The 14,117-nt window shown below is 62.5% G+C and carries 10 protein-coding genes and 1 pseudogene; 6 read left to right on the top strand and 5 right to left on the bottom strand.

What is annotated here, in order from left to right:
- Positions 1-9: 9 nt before the first annotated feature.
- Together LPA36_RS07950 and LPA36_RS07945 are read left to right on the top strand one after the other, a co-directional pair.
- Complete coding sequence (locus LPA36_RS07950; RefSeq protein WP_228875570.1) at positions 10-861, top strand: carbon-nitrogen hydrolase family protein; 852 nt, start codon at positions 10-12, stop codon at positions 859-861.
- 26 nt (positions 862-887) lie between these two features.
- On the top strand, positions 888-1,682 hold the full coding sequence (locus LPA36_RS07945; protein ID WP_228875569.1) for an ABC transporter substrate-binding protein: 795 nt from the start codon (positions 888-890) through the stop codon (positions 1,680-1,682).
- Positions 1,683-1,751: 69 nt separating this feature from the next.
- Here LPA36_RS07945 and LPA36_RS07940 read toward each other — a convergent pair whose 3' ends face one another.
- From LPA36_RS07940 to LPA36_RS07925, 4 genes are all read right to left on the bottom strand, one after another.
- Positions 1,752-3,191: a tetratricopeptide repeat protein gene (locus LPA36_RS07940; protein WP_228875568.1), complete on the bottom strand. Its 1,440-nt coding sequence runs from the start codon at positions 3,189-3,191 to the stop codon at positions 1,752-1,754.
- A 51-nt stretch (positions 3,192-3,242) separates the two neighbouring features.
- Positions 3,243-4,337: a phosphoserine transaminase gene (locus tag LPA36_RS07935; protein ID WP_228875567.1), complete on the bottom strand. Its 1,095-nt coding sequence runs from the start codon at positions 4,335-4,337 to the stop codon at positions 3,243-3,245.
- A 60-nt stretch (positions 4,338-4,397) separates the two neighbouring features.
- Positions 4,398-6,752: a tetratricopeptide repeat protein gene (locus LPA36_RS07930; protein WP_228875566.1), complete on the bottom strand. Its 2,355-nt coding sequence runs from the start codon at positions 6,750-6,752 to the stop codon at positions 4,398-4,400.
- A gap of 161 nt (positions 6,753-6,913) precedes the next feature.
- Positions 6,914-7,858: an AEC family transporter gene (locus tag LPA36_RS07925; RefSeq protein WP_228875565.1), complete on the bottom strand. Its 945-nt coding sequence runs from the start codon at positions 7,856-7,858 to the stop codon at positions 6,914-6,916.
- Positions 7,859-7,953: 95 nt separating this feature from the next.
- Between LPA36_RS07925 and LPA36_RS07920 the strand changes: the two genes are divergently transcribed.
- The gene (locus LPA36_RS07920) at positions 7,954-8,820 is read left to right on the top strand and encodes a LysR family transcriptional regulator (RefSeq protein ID WP_228875564.1); all 867 of its coding nucleotides are present in this window, start codon (positions 7,954-7,956) and stop codon (positions 8,818-8,820) included.
- A 136-nt stretch (positions 8,821-8,956) separates the two neighbouring features.
- Here LPA36_RS07920 and ltrA read toward each other — a convergent pair.
- Positions 8,957-10,249: pseudogene (gene ltrA / locus LPA36_RS07915) on the bottom strand (group II intron reverse transcriptase/maturase); the annotation flags it as partial.
- Positions 10,250-10,572: 323 nt separating this feature from the next.
- Here ltrA and LPA36_RS07910 point away from each other — a divergent pair.
- From LPA36_RS07910 to LPA36_RS07900, 3 genes are all read left to right on the top strand, one after another.
- Complete coding sequence (locus LPA36_RS07910) at positions 10,573-10,767, top strand: helix-turn-helix domain-containing protein (RefSeq protein WP_228875562.1); 195 nt, start codon at positions 10,573-10,575, stop codon at positions 10,765-10,767.
- A gap of 319 nt (positions 10,768-11,086) precedes the next feature.
- Positions 11,087-11,413: a hypothetical protein gene (locus tag LPA36_RS07905; RefSeq protein WP_228875561.1), complete on the top strand. Its 327-nt coding sequence runs from the start codon at positions 11,087-11,089 to the stop codon at positions 11,411-11,413.
- 101 nt (positions 11,414-11,514) lie between these two features.
- Entirely contained in the window at positions 11,515-14,070 is a 2,556-nt protein-coding gene (locus tag LPA36_RS07900; protein WP_228875560.1) for a DUF5906 domain-containing protein, read from the top strand.
- The last annotated feature ends 47 nt before the right edge of the window (positions 14,071-14,117 follow it).

The following is a 14,117-nucleotide window of genomic DNA, read 5'->3' as shown; positions in this document are numbered from 1 at the left end:
GGATACGTCATGAGCCAGATGGAAAAGACGCTGACCGCCGCAGTCGTGCAGATGAGCAGCACCGACGACGTCGCGTACAACCTGGAGCAGGCGCGCCACTGGGTCACCGAAGCAGCGCGCGCGGGCGCGACGCTCGTGAGCCTGCCGGAGTACTTCTGCTGGATCGGCAACGACGAAGCCGAGCGCGTCGCGCTTGCCGAGGCGCCCGGCGACGGAGCGATCCAGCATGCGCTTGCGCAGCTCGCGCGTGAAACGGGAACGTGGCTGATCGGCGGCACGGTGCCGATCCGTCCCGCGGGTTCGCAGGCCGGTACACACGCGTACAACACGTCGCTGCTGTTCGATCCGACCGGCGAATGCCGCGCGCGTTACGACAAGATTCACCTCTTCAGCTTCAGTCAGGGCACCGAGCAGCATGCGGAAGGCGATACGATGGTGGGTGGCGACAGCATCGGCACCGCGAGCGGTCCGTTTGGCACGCTGCGGCTGTCGGTCTGCTACGACCTGCGTTTTCCCGAGTTGTACCGTGCCGGTCCCCCAGCGGATGTCATCGCCGTGCCCGCCGCGTTTACGCATACGACGGGCCTCGCGCATTGGGAACTGCTGTTGCGTGCGCGTGCGGTCGAGAATCAGGCGTACGTGCTCGCTTCCGGCCAGTGCGGCACGCATCCAAATGGCTGGCGGACTTTTGGTCACAGTATGATCATCGGGCCATGGGGCGAAGTGCTCGCACGACACGACGATGAGCCAGGCTTTGCAATTGCGACGCTCGGTTCCTCGGTGCTCGATGCCGTGCGTGAGCGCCTGCCGGTGCTGGAGCACAAACGCATTGCCACGCCGTCCCTCGTTACAACAAATTAACCGGATCAAAGGGAAGGAGATCATCCATGAAGCTGCTCAGGAACCTGCTGGCGATTGCCTGCGCATTTGCCGCGACCTCGGCCTCGGTGTCGGCCGTCGCCGCCGATGCAACGACGTTGCGCTTCGGCCTCGAAGCGCAATATCCGCCGTTCGAATCGAAGGGCGCGAATGGCGAACTGCAGGGCTTCGATATCGATGTCGGCAATGCCGTCTGTGCGACTGCGCATCTGAAGTGCTCGTGGGTCGAGACATCGTTCGATGGTCTGATTCCCGCGCTGCAGGGCCGCAAGTTCGACGCGATCAACTCGGCGATGAACGCCACCGAGAAGCGCCGTCAGGCGATCGACTTCACGAACATCATCTACCGTGTGCCGACGCAACTGATCGCGCACAACGGCAGCGGCCTCGTGCCGACGCCGGAATCGCTGAAGGGCAAGCGCGTCGGCGTGCTGCAGGCTTCGATTCAGGAAACGTACGCGAAGGCACATTGGGAACCGGCAGGCGTGAACGTCGTGCCGTATCAGGATCAAAACCAGGTGTACGCGGATCTCGTGTCCGGCCGTCTCGATGCCACGCTGGTGCTCGCGCCTGCAGGGCAGACGGGCTTCCTGTCGCGTCCGGATGGCAAGGATTTCTCGTTCGTCGGCCAGCCGGTGCGTGACGACAAGATCCTCGGCAGCGGCATCGCGTTCGGTATCCGCAAGGGCGACGATTCGCTGAAGAAGCAACTCGACGCTGCAATCGCAAAGGTGCAGGCCGATGGCACCGTGAAGACGCTGGCGCAGAAGTACTTCGGCAGCATCGACGTTTCGCCGAAGTAACGCGGTAGTTCGCTCATTGGGCCGACGCGCGGAAACCGCCAGGTTTTCGCACGCGCCAGCCCGGTCGGCTCAGACGACACCGGTTCGCCGGGCCTGCAACTGTTCGAACGCGTCGACGATGCGCTCGACAAACATGTTCTTGTGCGCGAGCACGCCATTGTTCGCCTCGCGATGAACGAGCATGGTCGCGTTGGCTTCGAACACCAGCACGCGGCCATCGGGCAGCAGCGTGAAGTCGATACCGCCATAGTCGAGGTCGAGACGCCGCCCGATTGCGTCGATTGCCTTTATCGCCCGTTCTCCCAGCACGGCGCCCGTTTCCTGAAGGAAGCGGCGTTCCTCGTCGATTTTCCAGTCCGCGGCGATCATGTCCGCGGAAAAGTAATGCACGATCCAGTGCGATGAAATCGCGAGATGGTAGGGGAACGGCGTTCTATCGACGAACACGGTCCGATACTTTCGAAAGTGTCCGTCAGCGCTGCGGAAATCGTGGAATGCCGTCAGATAGTGCGGGGCGTCGACTGACGCGAGCGCGGACCACAGCGCGTCGATCGACGTGTGCATCGTCAGCCCTTCGCCGCCATGTTTTGCGAGCGGGCGCGTCAGCACCGGAAAGTCGATGCCTTCATTGATGAGCCGCCTGGCGAGCGCATCGATTGACACGGGCATCGTCTGCAGCAGGATACACGGCGCGACTACCACGTCATCGAGGCCTGCGAGAAGCTCGGGCAACCTGTCCCTGCGTGTTTTGGCGACTGCCGCCGGCAGGTTGAGCAGGGGGCGGCTGCATCGCTGCACAAAGCGTTCGAGTCGCGGCGCGAGCGGCTCTGCGATGTCGGGTTCACCGACCGCGTTAAAGACCAGATCGAACGGCGGCAGCTGAGCGTCTTCCGCGTCGCCTGCGTAGTCGATCGCGTACTTGATGCGATAGCTCACGGTGGGCGGAAGCAGCGTATCGAATGGCACGTTACCCGCCGCGTTGCCGGTGCACAGAATCAACACCTTGCGTGGCGCGTTATCCGCTGGCTCCACATAGATCCGTTGCAGGCGGTAGGCGTGCGCGCGATGCACGCGGGCTTCGGTGGCGTTGCCCGTCGCGTCATAAACGGCAGCGAGATTCTGGTGAGCCATCGCGAGATCCGGATCGACATCCAGCGCGATCCGATACCAGCGCCGTGCAGATTCATGGGCACCGTTTACGAAGTAGACGGTCGCGACATTAAAGAGCGGAATTGCTGATGGCTGCGGCAGCGTGCCCGTAAATTCGAACGTTTCAACGCCGACGCCGTGAGCGAGATATCCGGTCTCGTCGCCTGCGGCGCGCATGGCATCAGACATCGAACGATGTAACCCGATGTTCAGCGGGTCGGCTTCCAGCAGACGCGTCAGGCTCGAAACAGTCTGCAATGCCTGCCTGACGTCGTCCTGATCTGCGGGTTGGGTCGTGGCGCCGGGCGCGTTGTCCAGAGATTCCGGTTTGTCGCCACCGGCTTGAGTGAGATTCGCCATGTTGCTGTCCGCGTAAAACGTGCAGAGAATGAAGTTGTGCGTGCCGCCCGTTCAAACGCGCTCGTCGGCGAATGCCATCAATGCGCGAGCGAGTGTCTCCACAGCTTGCGGCGTGACCGCGTTGTAGAGCGACGCTCGCAGGCCGCCCAGCGACCGGTGTCCTTCCAGGCCCGCGATACCCTGTTCCCGCGCGGCCACGAGAAACGCCTCATCAAGACGCGTGTCGCCGAACGTGAAGGCGACGTTCATCTGCGAGCGCCAGCGGCGGTCTGCGTGAACCGTCACGCAATCGTCGAGCGAATCCAGCGCGTCATACAGGCAACGTGACTTTCGTTCGTTGATGTCCTGCATCGCGCTCAGGCCGCCGATATCGAAGCGCAGCCAGCGCGTTATCAGCGTCAGGACGTAGATCGCGAAAACCGGCGGCGTGTTGTAGTTCGAGCGATGCGAAATATGGGTGCGAAAGTCGAGAATCGACGGCAAGCCATCTGGAATGCGCTCAAGCAACGATCGATCGATGATCGCAACCGTCACGCCGGCCGGACCGAGATTCTTCTGCGCATGCGCGTAGATCATCGAATACATGTCAGGCCGGACTGGCTTCGACAGGAAATCCGATGACATGTCCGCGACAAGCGGGACGTCGAGCGCTTCTTCGAAGACCGGGAATTGCAACCCTTCCACGGTCTCGTTCGATACGTAATGCAGGTAGGCGGACGATCGGGCAACGTCCAGCGCACGCAGGTCTGGCAGTTGCCGGTAGCCACTGGCACGACCGTCCCATGCGATCTGTGTCGGGCACACACGCGCCGCTTCGGCCGAGGCTTTCGCGCTCCAGTAGCCGGCGTTCACATATTCGGGCGGTGCGCTGGCTGCTGCAGCGAAGTTCATCGGAATCATCGCGAACTGCAGACTGCTGCCGCCCTGGAGAAAGACCACGGCGTAGTCATCTGAAATGCCGAGCAGGTGTCGAAGATTCGATTCGGCTTCGTGAAGGATCGCGTTAAACCAGTCTGAGCGGTGGCTCATTCCGAGTACGGACAGACCTGTCTCCGGGAGTGCCGCGATGGCTTGCCGTGTCTGCAGGAGGATGGCTTCCGGCAATGCGCCTGGTCCGCCGGAAAAATTCAGTGAATTCGGTGTCATGTTTCGTAAGTCGGTATTCAGTGCGTATGCGTGTCGGGTGAGGTGCCAGCGAGCGGACGATCACGCGCACCACGATTGCCAGATCTGCCGGTACACGGCTTCGACGTGGCGCGCGAAGCGCGCACCGTCCATCAGCGGCGACTGCTCCATGCGCGAACGCAGCGTTTGTCGCAAGCCTGCGAGACGCGGCAGATTCGCGGCCAGTTCCACGGCAACGCGCACGAACGCGTCGTCCGAATCAGCGGCGAGTTCGGTCAGGCCGAGGTTGAAGAGCTGGCTCAAGCCAGCGCGACCGACAGCGGTTTCCCCGATCCGCGTGATCACCGGCACGCCCATCCAGAGTGAATCGAGGCTCGTTGTGTGGCCGTTGTAGGGAAACGTGTCGAGCCCGATGTCGATCTCGTGATACGTCCGCAGATAATCAGCGCGCGGGCGGAACGGGACGAAACGGACGCGCCTGACGTCGATGCCCTGCCGGTCCATGCGTGTCGCCAGGCCCTCGCGGGCTTTGCCGGCAGGCGCCATCAGCAGCAATTGCGCGTGGGGCACTTCGCGCAGCACCGCCGCCCACATCCCGAGCGTGCGATCGGTCAGCTTGCAGGGATTGTTCAGGCAGCCGAACGTCAGATGGCTGGCCGTTAGCGCGGGCAACGCGTTCACGGCCGGCTGATCCGTCAACGGGTCGTAGCACCAGAACGAATCCGGCAGGCGCAGCGAGCGTTCGCTGTAAAGGTGGTCGCTCGAAGGCGGATCGAGGCGCGGATCGGTCAGGCGGTAGTCAATGGCATCCAGACCCGTCGTGCCGGGATACGCGAGCCACGCCACCTGCACCGGTGCGGGCTTGCGCGCGAACAGCAGGGGCCTGCCGTCGGCCATGTGCATGGCCAGATCGACGAGGATGTCGATGCCGTCCGCCCGGATCTGTTGCGCGAGGCTGACATCGTCGAGTTCGCGGACATTGCGCCAGACGTCGGCGTAACCGGTGATTCGCTGCGTCAAGGCGTCGGGCCGTTCAACGCTCGCGTAGCAGTAGATTTCGAACTGGTCGTGGTCGTGATGGGACAGCAGCGGCACCGTAAACAGCGACTGGCAGTGCTCGCGATAATCCGGCGACACGTAGCCGATTCGCAGGCGCCGATGAGCATTGCGATTGTTCGTATGCGGCTCGCGCGTCACGCGCAGCGGCGCTTCGTGTCGGGCCGACCAGCGACGGCATTCATCGAACGCGGCCTCGCCGGTTTCCGCCTGAAACGGCAACGCATAGGCAAGGTTGCTGCGCGCGATCACGTTGTCGGGATCGCACTGCACGGCGCGGCGATAGTGGACGATGCTTTCGTCGAGCGCGCCGCTGTCTTTCAGGACATTGCCAAGGTTGTTGTGCGACGCCGAATGATCCGGATCGATGGACAGCGCGGCCCTGAAGAGCGCCTCCGCGTCGGTCGTCCTGTGCAGCGTGCGCATCAGGTTGCCCGCGTTGTTGCAGGCCGCCACGAAGGTGGGCCGTATCCGGAGCGCCGCATCGAACGCATCGAGCGCGGCCTCGAATTCGCCGAATTCCCTGCACACGTTTCCGAGATTGTTGTACGCATCCGCGTGGCGCGGGTCGAGTGCGATCGCCGCACGGTATTGCGCCTGCGCTTCGCGACGCTTTCCCAGCGTATGCAGCGCGTTGCCCAGGTTGTAGGCGGCCTCCGGAAATTGCGGATCGAGTGCGAGCGTGCGTGTCAGCAGGGTTGCGGCCTCGTCGAACTGACGCTGTTCGAGGCGCGCCACGCCGAGATTCAGCAGGCTTGCCGGAGAGTCCGGCATAAGCTGCACCGCCTCGTTCAGGAGCGCGACTGCGTCATCGATCTGCCCGCGCATCTGCAGTAGCGTGCCGAGGTTTGTCAGCGCGCTCACGTAATCGGGCTGAATTGCGAGGGCGCGCCGGTAGCTGACTTCTGCCTGCGCGGTATCGCCGAGTTGCCGCTGACAGTTACCGAGGTTGTTCAGTGCATCGACGTGGGCAGGATCAAGCGCGATCACCGATTCACAGGCTGCGGCCGCGCCGCACAGGTCCCCGCTCAGTTGAAGCGTGCTGGCGAGCGCAAACCACAGGTCGGCAGAGGTAGCGTCAGAGGCAAGCAGCGTGCGGTAAGTGACGATCGCTTCGTCGAAACGCTGCAGCGTCGCCAATACCTGGGCGCGGGCGAAATGGTAGCGGGCTTCCTGCGACGCGTGGCTTAGCGCACGGTCGAGCCATGCGAGCGCGTCGTCGTACGCGCCACATTGAAGCGCAAGCACGCCAAGGCGGAACATGACGTCGGCTTCGTCCGGGCTCCCGGCGAGAACCGCTTCATAGAGGTCGTGTGCGCCTGCGAGGTCGCCTGCAAGGTGTCGTTCTTTTGCCAACGCCAGATGCTGATGGTTCAGCATGGATTTTTCGCCTGGGTCCGAAGGGAGTCGCGTTGGGCATGTCCCTGCCCGCTTTGAACGAGCAGCATATCGGTTGCGCCTTTCCAGACGTTTACCGTGGCGTTACCGCGAATTACTTACAAACGGCGATCAATCGCGGGAACGTCCACCACGGCGGCGAGTTACGCGCCGCTGCGATGGACGTAGACGAGCAGGAACGACAGCGTGACGAGCGAGCCGAGCGTCGAGAGCAGGATGGTGCGCGACGTGATGTGCGCTTCGCGTCGATAGAATTCGGCGAGCATGTACGGGCCGGTGCCTGTGGGCAGCGCGGCCAGCATGACGGCCATCTGCACGAGCGTCACGGGCAGGGCGAACACCCGCGCCGCGAGCCACCACGCCACGGCGGGTTGCAGCACGAGTTTGACTGCGCTCAGCAACAGTGCATCGCGCGATCGTTCGCCTGCCGGCCGTTTTTCCGCGAGAAACAGACCCAGACTGACGAGCGCGCATGGGCTCGCCGCACCGCCCAGGAGCTTCAGGAACGTCTCCGCGCTTGCGGGCATCGCCACGTGCGCGACGGCCATCGCGGCACCGACGATCGGCGCGACGATCAATGGATTGCGCGCGAGCGATCCGATCACCTTCATGGCGAGCCTGTGCGGGGCGCGCTCCGTCTGAAGGCCGACTTCGATCAGCACGATCGCAATCGAAAACAGCACGCATGCGACGAGGATGGTGGCGATCGTCGTCGGCGTGAGGCTCGCGGTGCCGATGACGATCATGCACAGCGGGAAGCCGATGTATCCCGTGTTGGGATACGCGGCGGCGATCGCGTCGACGCTGGCGTCGGCGAGATGCCGGCCGTTTAACAGGCGCATCACCAGGATCAAGACGAAAACGCCTGCGCATGTGAGCGCAAACGTGCCGATGAAGGCCGGCTGGTCGAGCTGCTGCCACGTGGTGTGCGCCATGATGTCGAACAGCAGCGCGGGCAACGCGAGCCATACGACAAAGCGGTTCAGCTCGGACGCGGCGGTGGGGCCAAGCAGCCCGCGGCGACGGCAGGCGAAGCCGGCAAGGATCAGCCCGAAAACGGGCAGCAGGATTTCGAGCGTCGAGAGCATCGGTCGGGCTTGTAGCAGCAGATGCGCAAGCGTAGTGGTTCGCGTTGATACAATCCAATGCTGAATTCGGCCTTCGACAATACTTTTTCTGCATCGTGATCGATATACGCCCCCTTCGATATTTCGTGACGCTCGCCGAGACCCGCCATTTCGGCCGCGCGGCGGCGCGGCTCAATCTCACGCAGCCGCCGCTCAGCCGGCAACTGGCTGCGCTGGAGGCATCGCTGGGCGTGACGCTGATCGAGCGAAGTCCGCGCAACGTCACGCTGACGGCTGCCGGCGAGCGCTTCTATAGCGACGCGCGGGCGATCCTCGCCGCGCTCGACCAGGCCGCGAAGAATGCGCAGGCGGCTGCATCGGGCGAGGCGGGCAAGCTCGGCATCGGGTTCACGATGTGCGCGGCGTATAGCGTCGTGCCGCGCTACGCGCGTGCGTTCGGCGATGCGTATCCGGAAGTGGCGCTGAACCTGCGCGAGGTGGTGTCGAACGATCTGGCGGCTCAGGTGCTGGCCGGACATATCGATGCAGCGATCATGTTCCCTGGCCTGCCGGACAAAGGGCTTGAGGCGCGAACGGTGGTGACAGAGCCGCTTTGCGTGGCGTTATCGCGGGCGCATCCGCGCGCGCGGGCGCGGCAATTGAAGATCGCGCAGCTGGCAGGGGAGCCTTTCGTGATGGCTTCGAGCGAAGTGGCGCCGACGCTGCGGGTAACCATCGTCGAGCACTGCCGGACGGGCGGCTTCGAGCCTGACATCCGGTTCGAAGTGCAGTTGCAGCAGACGGTGCTGAGTCTTGTCGATGAAGGCGTCGGTATCGCGCTCGTACCGGCTTCGATGCGGAAGGCGCAACTTGCCGGGGTGGTCTTCAGGCCGCTGGTGGATGCGCCGATGACTGAACAGGTGCTGGTGTGGTCGCCGTCGAACCGGAATCCTTGTCTGGCGCGATTTCTGGCGCTGGCTTAGGGACGCGGGTGGATGGTGAGGTGCCGAAGAACGGCTCGGCGGACGTCTCAATCGGCATAGGGGACGGCCAAGAGGCCGTACCCCTGCCACACCACCCGGCATGCGGGTCCGCACCGGGCGGTTCGAGAAGTTGAGGTCATGAGAGTCGAGGCACGCCCAGCCGGTCGAAGTATTCGATCGTCAGCACGCGATTGAGCGACTGGCCGCTATTGCACCACCAGCGGCGACTGTTCGCCGCTATTTGTTGTGCCACTGCAGGATTTGCTCCCAACGCACGCAGTTCCCGGTAGATGGTCGTACCACGGCGCCAGTGTTTAAGCTGGATAGCACGCAACCGGTGACGCAACCACTCGTCCAACTCACGCCAGATCCTCGGCGTTTGCGCCATCCTGAAGTACGCCTTCCAGCCCAACACATAACGCCGTAACCCTTCCATCACCTCCTTCATGCTGCGCCCGCCAGAACGACGGGTCAGTTCACGAATGCGGTGCTTGAACGCCAGTAGCGGTTTGGCCGCCACCCTGCGTTTCACCACACCGCCGGACGCTACCCACAAGCTGTAGCCCAGAAACTTGCGACCGAACACGCTCGCCACCGCGCTTTTGGTCTCGTTGACCTTCAAGCGCAGCCGACCATACAAGCGTCGCAACAGCGCCATCACTCGTTCACCCGCACGACGGCTACGAACATACACATTCGCATCGTCAGCGTAGCGCACGAAGCAATGGCCCCGCCTTTCCAGTTCCCGATCCACTTCATCGAGCAGCACGTTGGCCAGCAGCGGCGATAGCGGCCCGCCCTGTGGCGTCCCCTGATGCCGCTGCTGGACCATCCCGCAATCCATGATGCCGCTGTTCAAATACGCCCGGATCAGCCGGATGACTCCGACGTCGTCCAAACGTTTCTGTAAGCGGTCGATCAGGATGTCGTGATTGACCCGGTCAAAGAACTTCTCCAGGTCAACGTCCACCACAACCCGCCGGCCAGACTGCACATACGACTGTGCGGCTAACACCGCGTCGTGCGCACGCCGCCCGGGCCGAAAGCCGTAGCTATGCTCGCTGAATGTGGGCTCCAGAATCGGCTGCAACACCTGCAGCAGTGCCTGCTGGATCAGCCGATCCGTCACCGTCGGGATGCCAAGCTCGCGCTCGCCTCCGTCCGGTTTCGGGATCGTTACCCGCCGTACCGGACCCGGTCGGTACGTTCCCTTCAGCAGTTGCTCACGGGTCGCCGGCCACGCCGTCACCAGATGGCGTGCGGTCTGATCGATATCCAGACCGTCCACCCCAGCGGCTCCTTTGTTAGACCGCACCCGCTTAAGCGCCTGCTTCAGGTTCTCCCTCGTCAGCGCCGCTTCCAGCAGCACCGACCCTGTGTTCCCGGATTCATGTCGCGGGCAGCAAGCTTCGTCACTCACAGGTACTTGCACAGCAGCAGGAAGATCGGATCCTTAATGAGCTGAAAAAGCTCAACTTCACGCCTGACAAACTTCCATTGCGCAAACCGGGAAAAGCGACCCCGAAGACTGCGGTATGGGCCGTCCTGAAAGCCGACAGGCAGTGGTCCTCAAGCAAATTCAACAAAACGTGGGAGCGTCTACGCAGCGACGGCCGTGTTGCGGAAATCATTGATCGTGCGGCTGAACTAGGCGAGTAACCGTGCTCCCCAAAGCTGGGGTATAGGGGAGGCTTGCGGGGGAGGACAGTTCATCAAGTCAAATGGGCATCGTCGAAACCAAGGGATACGGCGATGACTTACCTTAACTCGCAGCATGACGTAATGCTGACCACGGCGGAAGCAGCCAGCCTGATCCGCCACTCTCCGAAGACGTTGTACCAGTGGGCTTGTTACCAGACCGGGCCTGTGCGCCCGGTGAAGGTTCAGCGCAAATTGCTGTGGCGCCTCTCGGACCTGCAGGCCTTGCTGAACGGCGGTGCAAAGTGAGTCATGCCTCCCGCAGCCGGGTGGCCGCTGGCGCAGCGGTGCAGCGTGAATTCCTTGGCACCGACAGTCCCCGCGAACTTCGCGTCCTTCGATTATTGGTCAATGGCCCGGCAACTCGCGAGCGCATCGATCGTGTGTCCGGTTGCGCAAACGGGCCTGACGCCGTCCTGAAGCTCCGAAGACGCAACCTCGAAATCCCCTGCACCCTCACCGTAATCGTTGATCGCGACGGCCGAAAAACCCGCCCGGGGATCTACACACTTTCGGAAACCGACCGTCGCAAACTCGCTGGCTGGATCGCGCGCCAGAAGGAGCAAGCATGAAAACAACCGCTCAGCTGTTCCCTGACCGCACGCGTGCGAACCGTTACTGCGCCTCAGACACATCCACCGCGTCATCCTCATCCGTGCATGAGCTACCGGGCCGCGCACGCGGCGACCTGTCCTACGGCGACCTGATGCATCAGGCATGCATGACAGCGGATTGCTACCTGCGAAGCGCCATTGAGGCAGTAGCCAAAGCGCGCGCCGAAGGCTGGAAAATCAGGGACGAAGACGTTGGGGCGATTGTGGCGGCCTATATCGGTGCAGCGGCCAGTGACTACACCGTGCACGCGCGGATCAAGTTCGAGAAAGACGGCGGATAAAGAAAACCCCCAGCGACGTGCAATCGTGGGGGCTGCGCGCCGGCTAAGCCTGCGTCGAATAAACAACACTCTATAGCGCCATGATAAATGAATTCTCGCGAGTGGCTGCGCTCGCGGTGGGGCCGAGTCGTCCTATCACCGCCGCACTGGGCAAAGGCAACCTCGGCACACTGGATGCGGGGCGACACTACACGCTTGTTGAACTGAAGGCCCTGCTGGAGCAGCCCGCACGGTCTTCCGTCGACCATCAGGCGTTTCTTGAAATGTCGAAAGCGAAACGTGATGAACTGAAGCAGAAAGACCGGTTCGTGCTATTCGGCACCTGTCGCGACGGCAAGCGCGACGACGAGCATCTGGTCTCAAGATCTGCCCTGTCGCTCGACTTCGACAGGAACGCTGCCACTCTCTTCTTCGACCTTGACTGCGGAAAGTCATATGGGGACTTTGCCTTCATTTGGCACACGACTCGTTCACACGCCACTACAGCGCCGCGCCTCCGCATTTTCATACCTTTGTCGCGCGATGTGACACCCGCCGAATATCGGCCGCTATGCACCACGGTCGCCGCCCACTTTGACTCGACACTCGACGCGGCGTCCGTCAAGCCCGCACAGATGATGTTCCTGCCCGTGCAGAACGCCGGGGCCGACTTTCTGTGCGGCAGCAGCGACGGCGATGGCTACCTCAACCCTGACTTCTATCTGGCACAATCCGCGCCCGTCGAATCGCGTGCAGTCACGATAGATATCCGGACCGATAGCACCGATCCACTTGAATTCAAACAACCCGACCCGCGCTGGACTTTCGAACGTGTGCGCGATGAATTGATGCCGTTCATCTATGAGCCCACTGATCCTTTCTGGACTCGCGACAACTGGCTGAAGCTGGGCATGATTCTCGACCATCAGGGCGCGGGCGGCGATGAGTGGCTGGAACTATGGGACGAACATTCGTCCCGCGACGACCGTACCGATGAAAGCGGCGCGCCGTTCTATATTCCGGAGCAGTGTGCCGAACGTTGGGCTGGTTTTCGAAGCGGTCGCAAGAACGCAGCCGGCATCGGTACTCTGCTCAAATGGGCCGAGGTTGGACGCGCGAAGGCCGGCAATGGCGTTGCGAGCCGATTGATATCCCTCCGCTTTGCAATCGAGACCGCCGACCGCGATGCACTCGTCGGGACCGTCGCCCGACAGATTCGAGAAACGTTGAACCTGTCAGCGCTCGATCGCGCCGAGCTGGTTGGTGAAGTGCAGAAGCGGCTGAAAGAGATGACCGGCACGAAGCCCCCGATCAAGGAAGTGCGCGAGCTATTGGCACCAGACGTGTCGCCACTCCTCGACGGCGCGCCAAAGTGGGCTCACTCATGGGTCTACGTCGCAAGCGGTGACGCGTTCTTCGATCTGGAAAAGAAGATTGCGATCAGCAAGGCAGCCTTCAACGCCAAGTATGACCGCTTGATGCCTTGGAAGGATGACAGCGGCATGCCGCTCGTGAGCGCATCCGATGCAGCGCTGAAGCTATGGGGCATGTCTGTCGTGGATCGAATCGGCTATTTCCCCCGAGAGTCAGCTGTCTTCGAATGGGAGGGACTGACCTATGCTAATAGCTACAACGATTCCCAGATCCCCACGATGCCGCCCGTGCTGCTCCCCGATGAGGAACAGGCCGTCGAGATCTTGCGGGCGCATCTCGCCAATCTGTTTGACGACGAACGGGAGCGCGGGTTGTTCGAATCGTGGCTCGCGTTCGTCGTGCAGAACCCCGGTGTCAAGGTTCGCTGGGTTCCCTACCTCTGCGGACCGGAAGGCGACGGTAAGAGTTTCTTCGTCCGCCTCCTTCGCGTGATCATGGGCGCCGCCAATGTGAAGCCCCTCGACGGCGCCGAGATTACGGGAGGCAGTTCGTTCAGCGACTGGGCGGTGAACCGCTGTGTGACGGGCATCGAAGAAGTGAAGATGCACGGCCACAATAAATTCGATGCCGCCAACCGGATCAAGCCTTTCCTCACGAACGACACGATCAGCGTACATCCGAAGCACAGCGCGAGCTACGACGCTCCCAACACAGTGCAGTACCTGATCATGTCGAACTTCATGGACGGGGTGCCAATCACCGACAGCGACCGGCGTTTCTGCTTTCTTCGCACGCGGTTCAGTGTGGCGTCCCTGCTGGGGTTCATGGAGTCGGACCCGAGCTACTTCGCTCGGCTCCACGCCGCGCTAGATCAGTTTCCGGGGGCGCTCCGGTACTGGCTGACTCACTTCGCCGACTGGCACCCGGACTTCGATCCGAACGGCCGCGCGCCCATCACGGCGATGCGGGGGCTCGTTATCGAGATGAGTCAGAGCGACGTCGATGCCGCCTGCCATGAGGTTGTACGAGACAAGGGGCCGGGAATCACCGACCAATGGGTTGCGTCGGCTGCCTTTGTTGCCGCAGTCGAACAGCGACTCGGCCCGACGAGCGCCGTGAGTAAGGCAAAGCTGGGCAGCATTGTCGCTTCGTTTCTGACCAACGCCGGCTACGTATACATGGGCAATGAAAGGCACCGTGTCGGTCCCGATCGGGTGCAATCGCGGATCTGGAAACGAGAGTCAGCAGGCATGACACGGGGGCCACGAGGGGTACGCCCCAACCCGCGTCGCCGGTCGACGTAACCGGGCGCACCACGGCTGACCAGTTCCCGACGTTCACGCCGACTGGC

The sequence above is a fragment of the Paraburkholderia saeva genome (genome assembly GCF_907164555.1).
Classification (GTDB): domain Bacteria; phylum Pseudomonadota; class Gammaproteobacteria; order Burkholderiales; family Burkholderiaceae; genus Paraburkholderia; species Paraburkholderia saeva.
Note: the sequence above shows the minus strand (reverse complement) of the source record. Positions and strands in the feature narration are given on the sequence as shown.